Source organism: Pseudomonas sp. FP1154 (assembly GCF_030687245.1).
GTDB lineage: Bacteria > Pseudomonadota > Gammaproteobacteria > Pseudomonadales > Pseudomonadaceae > Aquipseudomonas > Aquipseudomonas rhizophila.
In genome coordinates, this window is the sequence record NZ_CP117465.1 from 1,491,907 (window position 1) to 1,510,021 (window position 18,115).

The 18,115-nt window shown below is 57.0% G+C and carries 19 protein-coding genes and 4 pseudogenes; 14 read left to right on the forward strand and 9 right to left on the reverse strand.

The genetic code is table 11. The annotated features are described in order from the left end of the window. Positions 1-98 precede the first annotated feature (98 nt). A complete protein-coding gene (gene yiaY, locus PSH91_RS06795; protein WP_047228009.1) occupies positions 99-1,247 on the forward strand; it encodes an L-threonine dehydrogenase in 1,149 nt (382 codons plus the stop codon). Here yiaY and PSH91_RS06800 read toward each other — a convergent pair. Beyond that, positions 1,244-2,407, reverse strand: coding sequence for an MFS transporter (locus PSH91_RS06800; RefSeq protein WP_076386001.1), 1,164 nt, complete (start codon positions 2,405-2,407; stop codon positions 1,244-1,246). The two genes, yiaY and PSH91_RS06800, sit on opposite strands and share 4 nt — an antisense overlap. A 12-nt stretch (positions 2,408-2,419) precedes the next feature. After that, positions 2,420-3,653, reverse strand: a pseudogene (locus PSH91_RS06805) (aminotransferase class I/II-fold pyridoxal phosphate-dependent enzyme). 267 nt (positions 3,654-3,920) lie between these two features. On the opposite strand from PSH91_RS06805, the gene PSH91_RS06810 reads away from it, so the two are divergent. The 5 genes and pseudogenes from PSH91_RS06810 to PSH91_RS06830 all read left to right on the forward strand — a co-directional run bounded on the left by PSH91_RS06810 (position 3,921) and on the right by PSH91_RS06830 (position 7,683). Further along, a complete protein-coding gene (locus tag PSH91_RS06810) occupies positions 3,921-4,337 on the forward strand; it encodes a VOC family protein (RefSeq protein WP_047228006.1) in 417 nt (138 codons plus the stop codon). Positions 4,338-4,350: 13 nt separating this feature from the next. Continuing rightward, a pseudogene (locus tag PSH91_RS06815) lies at positions 4,351-4,470 on the forward strand (LysE family translocator); the annotation flags it as partial. An 85-nt stretch (positions 4,471-4,555) separates the two neighbouring features. Next, positions 4,556-5,905, forward strand: coding sequence for a diguanylate cyclase domain-containing protein (locus PSH91_RS06820; RefSeq protein ID WP_139050936.1), 1,350 nt, complete (start codon positions 4,556-4,558; stop codon positions 5,903-5,905). A gap of 289 nt (positions 5,906-6,194) precedes the next feature. Then, entirely contained in the window at positions 6,195-6,698 is a 504-nt protein-coding gene (locus PSH91_RS06825; protein WP_047228005.1) for a DUF4142 domain-containing protein, read from the forward strand. Between the two features lie 76 nt (positions 6,699-6,774). Beyond that, positions 6,775-7,683 (forward strand): SDR family oxidoreductase, encoded by a 909-nt coding sequence (locus PSH91_RS06830; protein ID WP_160891798.1) that lies wholly within the window; start codon positions 6,775-6,777, stop codon positions 7,681-7,683. A gap of 47 nt (positions 7,684-7,730) precedes the next feature. On the opposite strand, the gene PSH91_RS06835 is transcribed toward PSH91_RS06830, so the two are convergent. Next, a complete protein-coding gene (locus PSH91_RS06835) occupies positions 7,731-8,144 on the reverse strand; it encodes a low affinity iron permease family protein (protein WP_047228003.1) in 414 nt (137 codons plus the stop codon). 166 nt (positions 8,145-8,310) lie between these two features. On the opposite strand from PSH91_RS06835, the gene PSH91_RS06840 reads away from it, so the two are divergent. Then, a complete protein-coding gene (locus PSH91_RS06840; RefSeq protein WP_171061408.1) occupies positions 8,311-8,457 on the forward strand; it encodes a hypothetical protein in 147 nt (48 codons plus the stop codon). Between the two features lie 136 nt (positions 8,458-8,593). On the opposite strand, the gene PSH91_RS06845 is transcribed toward PSH91_RS06840, so the two are convergent. The 3 genes from PSH91_RS06845 to PSH91_RS06855 all read right to left on the reverse strand — a co-directional run bounded on the left by PSH91_RS06845 (position 8,594) and on the right by PSH91_RS06855 (position 10,134). Further along, a complete protein-coding gene (locus tag PSH91_RS06845) occupies positions 8,594-9,004 on the reverse strand; it encodes a type II toxin-antitoxin system HicB family antitoxin (RefSeq protein WP_047228002.1) in 411 nt (136 codons plus the stop codon). A gap of 1 nt (position 9,005) precedes the next feature. Beyond that, positions 9,006-9,221 (reverse strand): type II toxin-antitoxin system HicA family toxin, encoded by a 216-nt coding sequence (locus PSH91_RS06850; RefSeq protein ID WP_305467669.1) that lies wholly within the window; start codon positions 9,219-9,221, stop codon positions 9,006-9,008. 283 nt (positions 9,222-9,504) lie between these two features. Then, complete coding sequence (locus PSH91_RS06855) at positions 9,505-10,134, reverse strand: LysE family translocator (RefSeq protein ID WP_305467670.1); 630 nt, start codon at positions 10,132-10,134, stop codon at positions 9,505-9,507. Between the two features lie 146 nt (positions 10,135-10,280). Between PSH91_RS06855 and PSH91_RS06860 the strand changes: the two genes are divergently transcribed. From PSH91_RS06860 to PSH91_RS06870, 3 genes and pseudogenes are all read left to right on the forward strand, one after another. After that, positions 10,281-10,760 (forward strand): Lrp/AsnC family transcriptional regulator, encoded by a 480-nt coding sequence (locus tag PSH91_RS06860; protein WP_047228001.1) that lies wholly within the window; start codon positions 10,281-10,283, stop codon positions 10,758-10,760. A 6-nt stretch (positions 10,761-10,766) separates the two neighbouring features. Beyond that, a pseudogene (locus PSH91_RS06865) lies at positions 10,767-10,988 on the forward strand (hypothetical protein); the annotation flags it as partial. A 676-nt stretch (positions 10,989-11,664) separates the two neighbouring features. Next, positions 11,665-12,876 carry a hypothetical protein gene (locus PSH91_RS06870; protein ID WP_047228000.1) on the forward strand — a complete coding sequence of 404 codons (1,212 nt, stop codon included), beginning with the start codon at positions 11,665-11,667 and terminating at the stop codon, positions 12,874-12,876. Positions 12,877-12,988: 112 nt separating this feature from the next. Here the strand turns inward: PSH91_RS06870 and PSH91_RS06875 are convergent, their stop codons facing one another. Beyond that, positions 12,989-13,981, reverse strand: coding sequence for a TerC family protein (locus tag PSH91_RS06875; RefSeq protein WP_139050932.1), 993 nt, complete (start codon positions 13,979-13,981; stop codon positions 12,989-12,991). A gap of 179 nt (positions 13,982-14,160) precedes the next feature. Here PSH91_RS06875 and PSH91_RS06880 point away from each other — a divergent pair, with 179 nt between their 5' ends. Beyond that, entirely contained in the window at positions 14,161-14,583 is a 423-nt protein-coding gene (locus PSH91_RS06880) for a hypothetical protein (protein ID WP_218575616.1), read from the forward strand. 105 nt (positions 14,584-14,688) lie between these two features. Here PSH91_RS06880 and PSH91_RS06885 read toward each other — a convergent pair whose 3' ends face one another. Then, positions 14,689-15,102, reverse strand: a complete 414-nt coding sequence (locus PSH91_RS06885; RefSeq protein WP_370695176.1) for a GNAT family N-acetyltransferase — start codon at positions 15,100-15,102, stop codon at positions 14,689-14,691. Between the two features lie 238 nt (positions 15,103-15,340). Here PSH91_RS06885 and PSH91_RS06890 point away from each other — a divergent pair, with 238 nt between their 5' ends. Both PSH91_RS06890 and PSH91_RS06895 read left to right on the forward strand, forming a co-directional pair. Then, positions 15,341-15,754, forward strand: a complete 414-nt coding sequence (locus PSH91_RS06890; RefSeq protein ID WP_305467674.1) for a hypothetical protein — start codon at positions 15,341-15,343, stop codon at positions 15,752-15,754. Between the two features lie 503 nt (positions 15,755-16,257). Beyond that, on the forward strand, positions 16,258-16,704 hold the full coding sequence (locus tag PSH91_RS06895; RefSeq protein ID WP_160891804.1) for an NUDIX hydrolase: 447 nt from the start codon (positions 16,258-16,260) through the stop codon (positions 16,702-16,704). A gap of 45 nt (positions 16,705-16,749) precedes the next feature. On the opposite strand, the gene PSH91_RS06900 is transcribed toward PSH91_RS06895, so the two are convergent. Further along, entirely contained in the window at positions 16,750-17,112 is a 363-nt protein-coding gene (locus PSH91_RS06900; RefSeq protein WP_173407270.1) for a DUF6124 family protein, read from the reverse strand. Between the two features lie 753 nt (positions 17,113-17,865). Between PSH91_RS06900 and PSH91_RS06905 the strand changes: the two are divergent. Next, a pseudogene (locus PSH91_RS06905) lies at positions 17,866-18,081 on the forward strand (IS3 family transposase); the annotation flags it as partial. Between the last annotated feature and the right edge of the window lie 34 nt (positions 18,082-18,115).

The window sequence follows — 18,115 nt, forward strand, 5'->3', positions numbered from 1 at the left end:
TTATCACGACCCAGTCTTGAGCCAGATCAAGATGCGCTGTGACCAGTCGGTCATTCTGGTAGCCCTGCCAATTCCGGCCTCTTCCAGGAGCATCTCCCATGAGCAGCACCTTTTTCATTCCCGCCGTGAACGTCATGGGGCTGGGTTGCCTCGACGAGGCCATGACCGCCATCCGTAACTACGGCTTTCGCAAGGCCCTGATCGTCACTGACACAGGGTTGGCCAAGGCCGGCGTCGCCAGCAAGGTGGCCGACCTGCTGGCGCAGCAGGACATCGATTCGGTGATTTTCGACGGTGCCAAGCCCAATCCCAGCATCGCCAATGTCGAGCGCGGGCTGGGGTTGCTGAAGGAGAGCCAATGCGATTTCGTGGTGTCGCTGGGTGGTGGCTCGCCCCACGATTGCGCCAAGGGCATCGCCTTGTGTGCCACCAACGGCGGGGAAATTCGTGACTACGAGGGCGTTGATCGCTCGAGTAAACCGCAGTTGCCGCTGATCGCCATCAACACCACGGCAGGTACTGCCAGCGAGATGACCCGTTTTTGCATCATCACCGACGAGACCCGCCACGTGAAAATGGCGATTGTCGACCGCAACGTGACGCCGCTCATGTCGGTCAACGATCCGGCGTTGATGGTGGCGATGCCCAAGGGGCTGACGGCCGCCACCGGCATGGATGCGTTGACCCATGCGATCGAAGCTTACGTATCCACTGCCGCCAATCCGATCACCGATGCCTGCGCGCTGAAAGCAGTCACGTTGATCAGCAACAATCTGCGTCAGGCCGTGCGCGACGGCAACGATCTGACGGCGCGGGAGAACATGGCCTACGCGCAGTTTCTCGCGGGGATGGCGTTCAATAATGCTTCGCTGGGTTTTGTGCATGCGATGGCCCATCAACTGGGCGGTTTTTATGACTTGCCCCATGGCGTGTGTAATGCCGTGCTGTTGCCCCATGTGCAGAGTTTCAACGCCTCGGTATGTGCCGCTCGGCTGACCGACGTGGCCCATGCCATGGGCGCCGATACGCGCGGACTCAGCCCGGAGGAGGGCGCGCGGGTGGCCATTGAGGCGATCCGCAGCCTGGCCCGGGATGTGGATATTCCGGCCGGCCTGCGTGAGTTGGGCGTACGTCTCAACGACGTGCCGGTACTGGCCACCAACGCATTGAAAGATGCTTGTGGCCTGACCAATCCACGGGCAGGGGATCAACGGCAGATCGAGGAGATTTTCCGCAGCGCCTTTTAGGCGACCCGTGGCGGCATGAACCGCACGCACAGCATCGCTGCCACTGCCAGCAGCGTGCACAATGCCGCTAGCGGCCAGGCCTGTTGACTCAACAACAGGCTGGCCATGGCGCCGATCGCCGATGCCATCAGTTGATGCAGGAAACCGCTTAACGCCATGGCATAAGCACCGGCCACCGGTGAACCCTCGTTGGCCAGGGACAGGCTGATGGGGTAATTCAACGATTGGCCGAACACCGCGAAGCAGTACGGCAACCAGAACAGCAGCGCAACACTGCTCAGCGCGACGCTCCCCAGCAGCATGGTTGCGCTGCCACCCAGCACCAGCGCAATGCCCCAGCTCATCAGCCGTCGCTGACCGGTGCGCAGCACAAAGGCGTTTACCGCCAGCGCGCCGAACAGGTACGCCGCACTGATCGGCCAGCCCAGCAGGCCGTACTCAATCGCTGACCAATGAAAGCTTTCCTGCAGGATCAGTGGCGCGGCGGTGTTGAACGCGACGATCACGCCGTAACCCAGGCCACCAGCCAATGCCGGCAGTAAAAAACCTCGGTATCGGAGAATTCTGCCGTAGACGCGCCACGCTGATTGCCCGTGGCTGCTTTCTGTCAGCACTGGGAAACCGACCCGGGACACTGCCACCGCCATGGCCAGGCTGACCGCACCCAACCCGTAGAAGATCGCTTCCCAGCCGAAGGCAACCTGGATCAAGGAGCCCAGATACTGGCCAATGCCAAGGGCAATCACGAAGGCTATCGAGATCCATGACAGGGCCTTGGCCAGCAGATCGCCGCTGAAACTGTCACGGATCAATACCCTGGCCATCACCGAGATACCGCTGGCGCCGATGCCCTGAATCAACCTGAGCGTCAGGAACGCCTCGACTGTCGTACCCAGCGGTAACGCCAGGTTACTCAGGCCGTACAACCCCAATGCCGCCAGCAACACCGGTTTGCGTCCCAGACGCTGGCTCACGCTGCCCCACAGCAACATTGGCAGCGCCATGCCGATCAGGTAAACCGACAAGCCCCAGGAAACCCGGGACGCATCGGCCCCCAGATCCCGAGCAATGTCGGGCAGGGCCGGCAAGTAGATGCTCATGCCCAGTTGTGCCAGGAAGACAGTGGTGCAGGTGATGATCAGGGTCGTACGGTTCTTCATCAAGGCGCTCGTTCAAGGACGGATGTCACGCCCGTGTGCCAGCAGCAGATCGGTGATCCGTTCGCAGAACGAGCGAATCACGTTCGTCTCCATGTCGGCGCGCAGGGTGATGCGGATTGCGGCCTTGTTTTGCGGCACTACGGGGAAAAAGACCGCTGAAGTGAAATACCCCAGGTCGGCCAGTTCGACCGCCAGGCTGTTGGCCAGGGTTGCTTCACCGCATGTCACCAGGCGGATCGCCATGGCATTGCCGAGCTGCTCGGTGCGGATGAGGCTGTCGAAGAGGCGGATATTAGCCTGCAAACGCTCCTGCAAGGCGCTGAATTCTCGACTGCGATGCAGGCGGATCGAGGCAATGCCGGCGCCAATGGCCGCCGCGTTCAGGCTCTGGGACCAATTGCTCGGCCCGCCGTAGCGCTGCACCAGTGTTTTTTGCCGTTCACTGCCAAACATCGCCAGGCCGCCACTGGCCCCGAATGATTTGGCCAGCGAGGCGACAATCAGCGTGCGCTCGTCCACGGCGTGCAAGCGTGACCGGACCAGGCCCGCTCCGCATTGCCCTACGGCGGACAGCGCGTGGGAGTCATCCAGATAGAGAAACAGGCCATAGCGCTGTTTGAGGTACAACAGGCTGTCCATATCCGTCACCCCGGCCCATGCTGTAGGCCCCATCGGCCACATACGCCACGTTGCGCTGTCGTTTGCACACGTCCTCGAGAAAGTCCATGTCGTTGTGGGGCCCGGTGATGACTTGGGTTTCATCGGCGCAGGCAGCCTTGACGTGGTTCATCGAGTAATGGGCATGTTTGTCAAACACCATGACCGGCGGCCGATTGTCGGTGAGCACGCTGGCCAGCAACGGCAGGATCCCGGCGCTCGCTGCGCTGCATGACAGGGCGCTGAGACAACTGGCGCCAAACAACTCCGACAATTGGGTTTCGTATCGGTCCAGGATCGCCAGTTTGCAGCGGTTTTTCGAGTTGGCTACGCGCAAGGTCCCGGTTTCCCATAGGGCCGTCATGGCCCCGTCCAGCAACGCCGGATGGTGATCCAGGCCCAGATAGGACGTGGTACAGAAGTGGTGAAAGGTTCTGCCGTACTGGTCGACCAGGACATTGGGTGTCTTGACCTCGACATTCAGCCCTGAGATTTTTCCTACTTCGGCGCTCTGCCAGTCCTGGTCCGCCAGGGAAATGACCTTACGGTAGTTGGTGTAGCGATGGGTTGGCTGTGCAGTCTGGTTCATGGTGCGCTTACATTCCTTGGTTGAGTGGTGCTGTCCGTGGGTGGTTTCGATATCTGTGTGTTTCCAGACTTTACAGATCGTTATGCAGGGCTTTGAATCGGCCGTTTCCGGCGTGTTTGAGTGTTACCGGAGACTTCTGTGTAGGATCTTGCCTAAGGGGCTGGGCGGGGAATCCATTTACGCTGTCGGAGCTGGGCAACGCGATGCTTTCACCCTTGAGCCTGCTGCACTTGACCCATCCGTTTCTTTTCCAAAGGTTGCTTGTCGATGCTCTCAGGCTTCAATCATCTGACACTTGCCGTCACCGAGCTGGACCCCAGTGTGGTTTTTTATAGCGAGCTATTGCAGCTTCGTCTTGAGGCCAGATGGGACAAAGGGGCCTATTTGTCGCTGCCCGGACTATGGCTGTGCCTGTCTGTTGACCCGTTGCGCAAAAAGGGGGCTGCGGCGGACTACACCCATTACGCATTCAGTATCCGTGCCGAGGACTTCCCGGTGCTGGTGGCGCGGCTCAATGCGGCCCAGGTGGTGACGTGGCGCGACAACCGCAGCGAAGGGGACTCGTTTTACTTTCTCGACCCGGACGGGCACAAACTCGAAATCCATGTGGGAGATCTGACGTCCCGCCTGCAGGCCTGTCGACAGGCGCCTTACGCCTCCATGGAGTTTTTTACGGCTCCCTGATTCTTCGCCTCGCCTGTGCAGCCGTGCCGAGCTGCTGCATGGGTCGATATTGCCATTGCTGATAACAATCAGTTTTTTGGGCGGCCCGTTGGCCTACGCTATCCTCATGGGTATTGTTGGCGCGAATCGGTTGTTGGCCAGCAAGGCGCAGGGCTGACGTGCCGGCTGCGCAGGCAAGGCTTTTTTCAACGATGCATTATCGGAAGACCACCAGCCCCATGGACACTCGCAATCGTGCGCCGCTGGCCAGTTACATGGATCTTTTGCTGGACGCCGTGTGTGCCGTCGACGGCCAGGGGCGTTTCGTGTTTGTCAGCGCCGCTTGTGAACGCATTTTCGGTTACACCCCGCAGGAGCTGATCGGCCAGCCGATGATCGACCTGGTGCATCCTGCCGACCGCCAGCGGACTCTTGATGCGGCGCGGGAGATCATGGACGGCGAACCCAAGCTCAATTTCGAGAACCGCTACCTGCACAAGGACGGTCGGGTGGTGCATATCCTGTGGTCGGCGCGCTGGTCGCCGGCGGACCAGTTGCGGATCGCCGTGGCCCGGGATATCACCGAACGCAAGCAGGCCGAGTCTCGGCAGGCGGCGTTGTATGCGATTTCCGAGGCCGCCCATGCGGCTGCGGACCTGCTGGCGTTGTTCAAGCGCATCCACCTGATCATTGGCGAGTGGCTGCCGGCGCTGAATTTTTCGGTGGCGCTGTATGACGAGCAGTGCGAGCAGTTGAACTTTGCCTATCACGTCGATGACCTGGAACGACAGCCCGATGGGCCGAGCTCGGTCACCAAGCGCCTGTGCGCCGAAGTGATTCGCAGCGGCCAACCGATCTTGCTGACCCCCGGTTGCAGTCAGTTGCCATCGGGGTTCTGCGACCTTGTGGCGCAACCGAACGCTCCCTGCTGGCTGGGTGTACCGCTGATCTCGCAAAACGGCACGATCGGTGCGTTGATCGTCAAGAGCACGCAAGACAATCAGCGCTACACCGAGCAAGACAAGGAGTTGCTGCAATACGTCTGTGCGCAGCTCACCATCGCCATCGAGCGCCAGCAATTGCACGCCCGGTTGCAGCGCATGGCTCAGTACGATCAGTTGACCCAGGTGCCAAACCGCGAATTGCTGCGCGAACGCTTCAAGGCCGCACTGGCCACCGCCCGGACGGCGTCTGGGCGCATGGCGCTGCTGTATATCGACCTGGATCGCTTCAAGCAGATCAACGATACCTACGGCCACGCGGTGGGCGACATGTTGTTGCAGGCAGTGGCCAGCCGGCTCCAGGGCTGTGTGCGCGACACCGATACCGTGGCGCGTATTGGCGGCGATGAGTTCGTTGTGCTGCTCCATAGTGTCCAGGCCTTGGAAGATGCCCACCATGTGCAGGAAAAGATCCGTCATGCACTGACCCAGCCGCTGCGCCTGGACGGGCATTGCCTGAGTATCGAGCCGAGCATCGGGGTGGCCTGTTTCCCCGAGCATGGCCTGGAAGATGTCGCACTGTTCCGCCACGCCGATGAGGCGATGTACGCCGCTAAACGCCAGAATCACAAGGCGTTCGATATTTGACCACGGGCCACCGTTCGTCGTGGCGCCCAACGATTTTTCAAACCTTTCAGTTCGCGGCCCTTTCGAATATCAGGTGGGGCCCGCTCGCCGGAAACATTGCCCTGGATCGAACGAAGGCGTCTGGATCGGGTCGCACATGTGGGAGAACCACCCACTTCATCGTCGTCGAGAGTTACCCGTTGAAGCCGGTATCGGCCGTATTCGGAACAGACGTTTGTCCACATCGTTACAGGTGGTTCTGATTCAGCGGCGAGAAATCTGCCGCAACTTTTTAGAGGAGGGCGTGACCATGAGCCGGATGGCCACCTTTTTACGCAGCACCAGTCTCGTCGTGCTGATGGGCCTGGGGGTTAACAGTGCCTGGGCACAATCGCCTGCCGAGTTTATCAACGATGCTTCGGCCAAAGGCATGGCCGACATCGAGGCCAGCCGCATGGCCCACGGCAAGGCCGAGTCCAGGGAAGTCAAGGATTACACCATCATGGTGATCAACGACCGCACCACCGCCAACCAGCATCTGGCCAAGATTGCGAAGAAACTCGACCTGCCTGTCGCGCCACGGGAAGAAGTGGCAGACAAGGCCAAGACGCTAATGCCGCAAGTGCCGGAAGGCGAGTCGTTCGAGGCTGCCTATGCCGCCAGCCAGGTCAAGGCTACCGAGGAAGCCATTGCGCAGATCCAGGAACAGGCCAAGACCACGGAAGTGCCGGAAATCAAGGCGTTCGCCGACGAAACCCTGCCTAAGTTGCAGACCCACCTCGAAATGGCCCGGGCGCTCCAGGCCAGTCGCTGATTCGCCGCACGTTTAACATTCAGGGCCAGGGCGCTTGCGTCCCGGCTCACCTTGCCCGCCGAAAAGGAGAAGCTCGATGTCCACACGCCGAGAACCCAACCAATACGCGATGCAGAACCCTTTGACCCAATATCCCCGTCCCCCTTTCCCCGACCAGCCGCAGTCGGCACCGGGTATCGATCAGGACATGGTGCCCAAGCCCGATCACGGTGAAAAAAGTTACCAGGGTTTCGGGCGCCTCGAAGGGCGTAAGGCCTTGGTGACCGGTGGCGACTCGGGCATCGGTCGCGCCGCCGCCATTGCCTACGCCCGGGAAGGCGCTGATGTAGCGATCAACTATCTGCCCAGCGAAGAGCGGGATGCACGGCAAGTCATCGAGCTGATCGAGGCCGAGGGTCGCAAGGCGATTGCAATCCCGGGCGATCTGAAGGATGAGCAATTCTGCGTCCAACTGGTGAAAAGCGCCCATGAGCAACTGGGTGGCCTGGATATCCTGGTGAATGTTGCGGGTAAACAGGAAGCACAGAAAGACATTGCCGATATCACCACCGCGCAATTCGATGACACCATGAAAACCAACATCTATGCGATGTTCTGGATCTGCAAGGCCGCGGTGCCGTTGATGCCGGCGGGGGCGACGGTTATCAATACCGCGTCGATCCAATCCTATGATCCGTCTGCCACCCTACTGGACTACGCCACCACCAAAGCGGCCATCGTCGCATTCACCAAGGCGCTGGCGGGGCAGGTGATCAGCAAGGGTATACGGGTCAATGCCGTGGCGCCGGGGCCGATCTGGACCGTGCTGCAACCCAGCGGCGGACAACCCCAGGAGAAAATCCCCACCTTTGGTTCTCAAGTTCCGATGAAGCGCCCAGGCCAACCGGCCGAGTGTGCACCGCTCTATGTGCTGCTGGCGTCACAGGAGTCGAGCTACATCACCGGGGAAGTGTTTGGCGTGACGGGCGGTAATCCGCTGCCCTGACTTCACGCTTGGCCGCGCGAGTGGCGAAGGCTGCTCGCGCGCCAGTCTCAGCACTGATTCAGATCGATCTTGTTTTTTGGCTCCAGGCCTTGCTCGGCGCCGAGGTTCTTGGCCTCCTTCTCGCCCATGGCTTGGTAGTGTCTTCTCATCGCTTCCAACTGCTTGAGGTCCAGCGACTCCAGCCCGAGCATTGCATCGTGCGCATTTTTGTTCGCCCTGATCAGTTCGTCGACCTTCAGATGCAAGATGTCGGTATCGCGGTTCTGTGTGTTCTGAATCAGGAACACCATCAGGAATGTGATGATCGTGGTCGAGGTGTTGATGATCAGTTGCCAGGTATCGTTGAACTGGAAAAACGGCCCGCTGACTGCCCAGAGCACCAACAACACCAGCGCCCCCAAAAACGTCTTGGGACTGCCTGCCCACAGGGCCAGTTTTTGTGCGATTTTTGCGAAGTTCATTGCTGCGTTTCCTTCTGGGACTTACCTGTCTGGTGTGACAGCAATGAAGCGATGAAAATTCTACTTACATTTGCCGCGCAGCCTGAAGTTCAGCGAGCTGCAAGGTCATCGCAACCATTCACCGTATTCAGAGGTCACTGCTTAAAGCCCTCAATCGGAGTACACCATGAATCTCACGCGCACCTTTTTCCTCACCTGTTGCCTGTTCGCCCTGCAGGGCTGCTTCGACAACTCTGACAACGAGACCAAGGACAACACCGATGGCACCAAGTCGTCGGTGCAGATGCAGGAGTCCGGTTCGGAGAAAAAATAACCGGCTTATTGCAAAGAACCTGTGGGAGCGAGCCTGCTCGCGATGGGCAGATCAGCAGGATTGTTCTTGGCTGACATGGCGCCATCGCGAGCAGGCTCGCTCCCACAAGGGGTTAGGGTCTGGGGCAGGTTGGTTTTCAACGTCCTTGCTGCAACACCTTCAGCGCCGCCGAGGCCAGAAACCCGGAACGGCTTTTTTCTTCAGGATGGTGCAGCACGTATTCGTCAATACGGTTCAGCAGATAGCCAGGCAAGGTGATGTTGAGCTTCTGCGCCTTGCCCAGATATTTGGTCACATCAATATCCACCAGCGCCCAGGTGCAACCTGCGTATTTCGCATTGGCCGCATGCAAGGTGACTGTATTGGCCGATGGAATCGGCGAGCCGTCCTCAGCCAGAATCTCGAAGTGCCCTTCAATCGCCTCGCGGGCCATCGCCATGGCATCGTCCAGGTCATCGCCAGCAGAAAAACAACCCGGAATATCCGGTACTTCAACACCCCAGGCGTGCTTCTCATCGCCCATGGAAATTGCAATCGGGTAAAGCATGTCAATCGTTCTCCGGGAGGGCAGGGCAACTGGCCGTTTGTAGCAGGGCCTGTTGCAAAATGCTGATGGCGGTTTTTTTGAGCAGGTCCTTCTTCGGATGAGGGACCGTGACCAGCCCCGGTTTGGTCGGGTGTTTGAAGTGATGATGACTGCCCCGAACCCGCACCAGATACCAACCGTCCGCAACAATTTGGCTTATCAAAAATCGGCTATTCACATCACCTCCGTGTGGTGTGCTTGGTGGTTACTATACCTACTTGGTTTTGATGATCAACACTATAACTACCAAAAGTGGGTCGGTAAGCCAGCGCAGTCATTGCAACCCAGTCTAGAAGTCGCGTGGAGAAGGGCGGCGGGGAGGCGAGTTGGTGTTATTTCAGAATGTGAAGGACAACGAAGTGCGACCATGGCGAGAGTGCTTACTCCCGCTGGGTGTGAAGCCGCCCCGGATTTTCGACTCCAATTGCTTCGTTCTCCTCCAATCAGCCTGTCCAAAAGCACTACGACTGCTGCACAAAGCTCAGTCGCACAGCAAACCCAATCAAAAGACTCCCAAATAGCCACTGCTGCAGGCGCTGGGCCGAAGGAGAACGCTGGAGCCAGCGACCGAGCGCCACGCCCACCAGCGCATAGGCGCTATCAAACAATAAGCCGACGCTGACCAACACCACGCCGAGGGTTGCAAATTGCCCAAGCACTGGCCCGCCCTGTGGGTCGATGAACTGTGGCAAAAGCACCGAGCAAAACAGCAGCGCCTTGGGATTGAGCAGGTTGGTCAACAACCCGCGCCGAATCGCCGGGTGCCACTGCCGTCTTCCTGCCTCAACGCCGGCCCCTTCAAAGCTTGGCAACAGCGAAGTTCGCAGGCATTGAAAACCAATCCATAACAAATAAGCGGCACCGGCCAGGCGCACCACGTCAAAGGTCCAGGGCGCGGTCTTGAACAACGCCGAAAGCCCCAACGCTGCCAGCGCGACATGACACCCCCGAGCGATCCCCAGGCCTACCGCAGTCGCCAGCGCCGCACCTTTACCCTGACGAGCGCCGGTTTGCAGCAGCAGGATCATGTCCGGGCCGGGCAACAGATACACCACCATCAACGCCATCAAAAACAACCAGAGCTCTGCCACACCATCCCCCTGCATATCGACGATTTCGGTAGGGCCAGTCTAGGGCTGACGGGCAGGGCAGGTGGTTGCGAAGTCAGCTTCTAAAGCTTATGGAATTGGCATAACCTGCCAAGTAATCGTGAAGTTCAATCGGGAACTACCAATTCATGAAACTGGACGCCTTCGATCGCAAAATCCTCGCCGCGCTGCAACGCGACGGCCGCTTGAGCAACGTGCAACTGGCGGAGGAAATCGGCCTGTCCGCGTCGCCATGCCTGCGCCGCGTGCGGATGCTGGAAGAAGCCGGCGTCATTCGCGGTTACCAAGCCATCCTCGACCGTGATGAAGTAGGACTTGGGTTGACGATCTTTGTCGGCGTCAAGGTTGAACGGCACAACGACGAACAGGCCGAAGCGTTTCGCCAAGCGGTCACGGCGTTGCCGGAGGTGATTTCAGCGTTTCTGGTCTCAGGCGAATCGGACTTTCTGTTGCAAGTGGTGGTGCCGGACTTGCGGGCCTACGACCGTTTTCTCACTGGGCGGCTACTGAAGTTGCCGGGGGTGAGTGACATCCGGAGTAATTTTGCGATTCATACGGTGAAGACTCCCGGGGCCCTGCCGTTGGGGCATTTGCCGGGGGGCGGTTGATATTTTCGCAATTGGGCGTACTCAATGACGATCGTAGACCCGAACGGACCTTATCACGTGTTTTTTGAGATACGTCGGGCTGCCAAGAATAAGCCTCAGGACCTGAACCTTGTCGTTGAAAGCGCTTATCATCAAACCGACAAACCGCCTCGATTACTGGGCAGGATGGGCTTTATATTGCTGTGCGGTAAGATCCACATGCGGCAGCCGACATCGACCAAGCGTTAGAGACAGAAACGAAAAAAGACGCCGCAGGCGTCTTTTTTCGGATTCGGTAAAGCAGATCCAGACACCACTTACGAACCGCCTTGCGCGGTTACGACTTTCGTCGCTGGGAAGCGCTCAATCTCATCTGGTCAGTCGCTTCGATGGGGATGAATCTAGTGAGAATTGCCACGTGCGTCAACCCATTTTCTGCTTGTTAGCGGAGGGCTGACGCGAGTGGGGCATTGCATCTCACCTTCACCATCTGGACTGGTGAGCCTTGACTCTGATTATCATCCATCACAGTACCTTTTGGCGTAGTGACTCACGGCCTTTAAGGGCCGAGCGGATAGCCTTCAGTCTGGCGCTACGGTACTGAAGGTTCTGATTGAGCACGGTGATGGTTTTTCGACTGACCGGAACCTTGTAAACAATAGGATCCAGCCCCCTGCGCATGTTGGCGATGTGCAGCCGGCCCATTTCGCGTCATGCCGCTTGCGCAGGCGGCTTCTTGCAGGCATCCGCGTATTCCCACTGAATGCCCCTGAGCGCCCGTTACACCGGTTTTGAATTCAGACTCACACTCCAGACACAGTGTTCTATGCTGCTATCAAGCCCCGCGTAGTGATAGTGACCGTAAACGACCGTTCACTGCGGCCCTGTATCCGGCCTTTACCCTTGCCAACGGACGGCGCCTGATATGAACCAGCTGACAAGTTATACCGACACCAACGACCAGCTGAATCAACGCATCTTGAACAACCTGGAAGCGGGGCGGCCTGGCGGTCTGAAAGTAGATCTTTATCTGGGCGACCAACCTACGCTGGATCTGACCACGAATAACCTGACGCTTTTATCGAGCCAGCAATACCCTTACACAGCCCTCGGAACGATAGGCATACGAAAGTTGCTGGATCCACCCGAGAGTAGCCTGATCAGCCAGATTGTGAACCGTCACACCGTCCTTCCGAGCAATTCCAGCGCCGACCAACTCGTTCTACTCGACATGCAGGGCCAACTTGAAATCTCACAGGCACTGAGGCGGGATGCGCGTCATACCCAAGGTAGCGCCCATAGTCATCCGCTGTTCGACTCAACTAATCAGCATGTGCAGTGGATTCGGACGCATCGTGCGCAGATGTTGCTGGCATTCGAGGATATACGGCAGCAAGGGATCGTGCGTCGGCAGGCAAAAGAAGCGTGGGATCACTACGACGCCGTTTCCAGGCTCGACGCCACGACCAGGGAAGCGGTGAACACCTGGCTTCGGGGGGAGGATCACAGCCTCGGCTGGGACCGGTTCAAAAGAAACGATGTCAAATCTGGAAATCGCTTGAGCACCCACTACACGAACCTTCGTGGAGATCTGAAGACCCCGCAGTCTATAACGTCGGCCCGCGGGGAATATGCAGCAAGCAAACTCCTGATCACCGCGTATGGCACGGACTACCAGATGAAAATGGGGAAGTCCGCAAACGGGATGCGCCCCAATGGAATAGACCAGATTTGGGTCAAACGCGACATGCGCACAGGCAACGTAATTGAGTACCTGATTGTTGAAGCGAAAGGAAGCGTCAACGCGACACTGGGTCATCCCAGCACCGGCCAGCAAATGTCACCCAAATGGTTGTTCTGGTGCCTTATCAATATGGCAAGCAAAAACGCATCGTACATAGGGCCTGAAACGAAGACGGATTTACCTGTAAAAATCCTCAACGCATTAATCAACCCAGGGGGGATTCCCGTTCGAGGCATTGTCTTTCACTCGCTCCACGGATCGGCGAATGAAAGCAAGGTGGTGCAGATGAACGATATCGGACTCTACCAATTCGCGTCTGCATTCGAGAACGCATCGAAGGGGGGCGGACTATTCACCAACGCGCCTACACAACAGTACATCGCGTTTAAGTGACGAGGGGCGGCTCACTTTCGGCTGCCCCTCACCCATTCAACGACATCGGCCTATGGCCCCCGATGGCAGGCGAAAATATTGTTTTCGTGTAGCGGCCGCCGCCTGTTTGGATCTAAACCTGCGAGCGAGCAGAGGCCTGGTCGCGGGTTTTCCAAAGCGATAGCAGCACACCGCCCAGCAGCAAAGCCAGGGTCACGCTCAGGGAAATCACCGGCGCAATCTTGCCGATGATGCCGACCAGGAAGATCTTGCCGCCGATAAACACCAGCACAAGCGCCAGGGCGTACTTGAGATAGGCGAAGCGGTGAATCATCGCCGCCAGAGCGAAATACAACGCACGCAGGCCAAGGATGGCGAAGATGTTAGAGGTGTAGACGATGAAGGGATCCTGGGTAATGGCAAAGATCGCCGGCACGCTGTCCACAGCGAACACCAAGTCGGCACATTCAATCAGCACCAGGGCCAGGAACAACGGCGTCGCCCAGAGCACGGACTTCCCACTGGCATCCGCCTGGCGGACGAAGAAGCGCCCTTCATGCAAGCGATCAGTCACCCGCATGTGCTTGCGCAGGAACTTCACCAGCAGGTTTTCACTAAGGTCCGGATGGTCATCGATCTTGCTGAACAGCATCTTGGCCCCGGTCAACAGCAGGAAGATGCCGAACACATAGAGAATCCAGCTGAACTCGGCGATCAGCGCCGCACCTAGGCCAATCATGATCGCGCGCAGCACTATCACACCGAGAATGCCCCAGAACAGCACCTCGTGCTGATACTTACGCGGGATTGAGAGAAAGCTGAAGATCATCGCCATAAGAAATACGTTGTCCATCGACAACGATTTCTCGATCAGAAAGCCTGTGTAGAAATCCATCCCGGCATCACCGCCCTTGACCTGCCAGACCCAGAGCCCAAACAGCAAGCTGGCCGTGATATAGCCAGCAGACAGCAGCAGGCTTTCACGCACGCCGATTTCTCGATGCTCGCGGTGTAGCACCCCGAGGTCGAAGACCAACAGGCTGATAACGATGCTGATAAAAACGAGCCACAACCAAGTGGCGGTGCCGAGAAACTCGGCAAAAAAGAACGGTTCCAGGGCAGTCATAAGCCCCTCCTCTCAGTGTCGAAGTTGTACAAACTGCAACTCCGACATGGCAGCGATTCGCTGTCAGAGGGGCCCGGCGTTGTGGGAAAAAATTTAGAAAAGCGCGTGGGATTTCTCAATCAGGCAAGGGTTGCAAGGTATTTCAGTGTGGGAGGGCGTTGCAGAAGTCGGAATGTCGATTGACGGAAATTGAAGAAACCCTGCGTCCAGTTGCTGGCCTAGCGTGGATATCTTTGCCAGCCTATTGTGCGCACCATGTACCCACAAAAAAATGGAGCCCAATGATGGGGGCAGAACGCTATCGTGTTCGCTTAATGTTCGAATGGGGCGGCGGTTGCCTTTGGTGTGGAAACAATATTGCCCGGGATAAATTTTCTGTAGGGCCTATTGAAGAGAGGCTACCACTCAGTAACGAAGTCCAGGCAATGCTTAACGAGCTTTCACAGTGGCATGACACCTCGCTGAACTGGGATTATCCACCTGATCCCGGCCCTTGGAGTGCAGACGATTACGCAAGATTTGACGAGGCTGCCGCTAAATTACTGAAATCCATCCAACAGGAATTGGGTGAAGAATTCGAGGTGATATACGAAAAACTTTAGCTTGTCGGTGTGAGCCTTCGACCTGGTTCTGATAACGAAAGGATGCAGCTATAGATCGGTAGCCCACTTTTGCAACAGGCCGCAAAAGGCCGATAGCTGCCAGAGTCAGAGGCTTCTTAGCTGCACGATGTGAGTCGCATGAGCGTCTTGAGTTCGTGTGAAGCCGCAGCGCAGGTAAAAAGTGCTTCCCTCAGAAGTGTCGGTGTAAAGACGCACACTTTCAAAGTGCAAAGCGGCGTGGGCAAGCAAGGCGCTAACCAGTCGCCTGCCAATCTGTTGCCCCCGTGACGCAGGAGTCACATAAACACGCCGCAGCCTTCCTGTGCGGGTATGCGTGAACGGATCAACAGACAGACCTCCAACGCCCACCAGTTGCCGGTCTAGATACGCTGCCATTAGGCATTCGCCTGGCGCATCGAAGCAATTGGTGCCTGAATGCCATTCCGAAGTCAGCCGGGTGATAAACCTGAAACCTTCTGCCACAGCCTCTTTCTCAAGGGCAGAAATTTGTGACGGCATGTGCGTAACTCGTTGAATCTCCATTGCGGTCAGTCCTCCCTGATTGGGTACGAAGCTTCTGAGTTGCTAGGGATCTTGATGTGCGGACTGTGCGCACGCAAGCGGCAGATATCGACCCATTGCTGCCGGTGGCGAAAGGCGGAAAACGGCCAAAAGCGGCCATTTACGCGGAAAAGCAAATCTCCCTTTGATGTGCCGATGATGTTAAAAAAGACAGTTTTTCGGGGAGGGCCAGATTATGGTGGGCGAGGTAGGGTTTTGTGATTGGCGTCCTTGGTCTGAGCGGACAGAACTCGAAGGAAAGAATCTGCCGGGTGTGTACTTCATCGCCCGCAGTAAAAAGAAACCTGACAACTACCGGGTAAACAACGATTTCATCATCTACATTGGCGAGACGACAGGCCAGACACTGGCTGACAGGTTGCGTCAATTCAACACGTCAGCGTTCAGCGAACGCCCCGGACATTCTGGAGGCAATACTTTTAGGTTGACACTTCTCGAAACCACGCCACTTGAGCACCTTTGGGTTTTGGCCTGTCCTGTCGACATGGGCCAACCTTACACCACCGCCTACATCAAGCACTTAGAGCGAAAGCTGCTCTGGGAGTATGTGTGCACGTGGGGAAGATATCCAGATTGCAATCGGTCCTGACTAACGAGCTGGCTGTCCACATGCTGGCAGCACTCGTAGAAGTCGGGAACTGATCACACTGATGTTGCTGACTGTCCGCTATGGCCGATTACGGCCTTTCGCGCCGGACAGCCATCGTAGGACAAACTATATAGCAGAGGGAAATCGGCAAACCGTCCGCCCGTCATACTACCGCTCACCAGCCTATCGACGCTTTGAGGTGCCTGCTGCGCGCAACCTGCGGCGGGTGGCGCGTTGCTGGCGGGGCTGGTGGTGGGTGTTGTGACGCTGATCAGCCACTGGCTTTGTCGGCCAGTTCGAGCCAGCGATTGATTTCGCGCTCACACACGGGGACAAGTGAAATGGGCGAGCTGCTTCCTCATAATTGGCAGCCAGGCTCCGCTTAGAATGTCTATTCGCACATTGAGTATTGTGGGTCGCGATCTCACTGCTACTGGATTTCATGCGTCATGTTGGGGGAATCCAGTGCCGTCAGCTCATCAAGTCAAAAGGGAATTTTACTCATGTCAGAACCACGCATTCGTGCCCTCGCGCTCTGTATCTTTCATCATCACGGAAAAATACTGGTTAACCAATTCTATGACTCCGTTGAACAGCGAACCCTTTTTCGCCCTATTGGCGGCGGCATTGAGTTCGGCGAACGAGGTATCGATGCCATCGTCCGTGAAGTGCAAGAAGAACTGGCTCTTTCGATCAGTGATGTTCGATTGATTGGCACTTTGGAAAGCATTTTCACCTACGCAGGCAAGCCAGGACACGAAATAGTCCAGGTCTACGATGCAAGGTTTGATGATGTAGACGTCTATGAGCGATCTTGGTTAGACGGTCATGAAACCAATGGTGATTCGTTCAAAGCCACGTGGTGCCTGGGTTCCAGCTTCACCGCTACGTCTGCGCTAGTTCCTGAAGGGCTTTTCGAATTGCTCAAACAGGCTTCGTTGTTGGACTGAATGACTGTTGGGGGGCGCAAGTGCCCCCACAACAATCCCTGGCGATTAGCCAGGCTTGTGGTTATCCAGTACTCGATTGACCGCTAACTCACCCAACATGATGACCCGTTGCAACACCAGCATCGTTTGGCGTCGTGGGCCGTCCGTCAAGTCGGTGAGGTCGCTGACCATCACGCTGGCGGATGCCAAGGATTCGCACGCCTCAACGAGCAACGTTTCGTCATCCACCGCTGCGTCGATGGTGAAGATCGTACTGGGCTTGCGGGGCCGTATCTGCGTTTTCGGCGCCCCCGGGTTCAGGTAGTGCTTGAGTGCGCGGTCTGCCGCCTCTTTCAACTTTTCAGGGTCGAGAGAGTCGCCGTAGAGTACCGAATCGATATCCGGGGGGTTGGGGGTAACCTTGAACATATGTCTAATTCCAGAGTTGGGGCCGCAACCGTTCTCTACTAAAAGAAGGGTGGCGGCTGTGCGCAGGTTAGTAGACCGGTGGAATTAGCAATGCCGGCGCGCCCAGGGGCGCCCTGCGCACAACCACCATCAAGTGCAGGAATAGAAATACCTGACTGAATGGTGCTCATGCACCTTACTAACACCATCCGGGCTACTAAACCCGACCACTGATGGGCAGTGGCAGGTAAACGATAGAGGCCGGGGGTAAAGCGCACAAGCCGGCGGATTCTGACGCACGCGTAAGTAAGGACGCAAGGTCTCGTAGCCTCTAGGGCGTAACGTGGAATGTATTTAAACGTGTCTTCGCCGGATGTGTTTACGAAAATTAAACAGGTCGAGTTTTCTTCGCTCATCCTGGGTCGGTATTACTGCAAGCACTGTGCTTTAAGGGCGGAGCCCAACAAACTGCGGACGAAAAAAAACCGGCCACCAAGAGCCGGTTTTTTCATATCCCCCGCCAAAACCACGCGACGTGAGACCAGAATTCGATTGGAGCGGGTGAAGGGAATCGAACTCTTATAGGACAGATCCGACACCAATCTGTGTAGGTGTGTAGGTGTGTAGGTGTGTAGGTGTGTAGGTGTGTAGGTGGCTTATGCAGGCAAGCCATTGATTTACGTGCCTTGCAGGTCTCGCCTATACGAAATTCTCTATGTTCACAGGTGAGCAATATGTGCATCGTCCGTAGGATTCATGTGAGTGATCCATTGCAACTGTCATGACAACGCCGTGGCCGAGAGCTTTTTCCAGCTTCTAAAGCGGGAACGGATCAAGCGGAAAATCTACACCACGCGGGAAGATGCTCGCAGTGATGTGTTTGATTACATCGAGATGTTCTACAACGCAAAACGCCGGCATGGTTTCAACAATCAACTGTCACCGGTAGAGTTTGAAAAGCGTTACGCAATGAGCTTGCAAGGTGTCTAGAGAATCCGGGGCGCACCTGGCTCTTTAACAATCT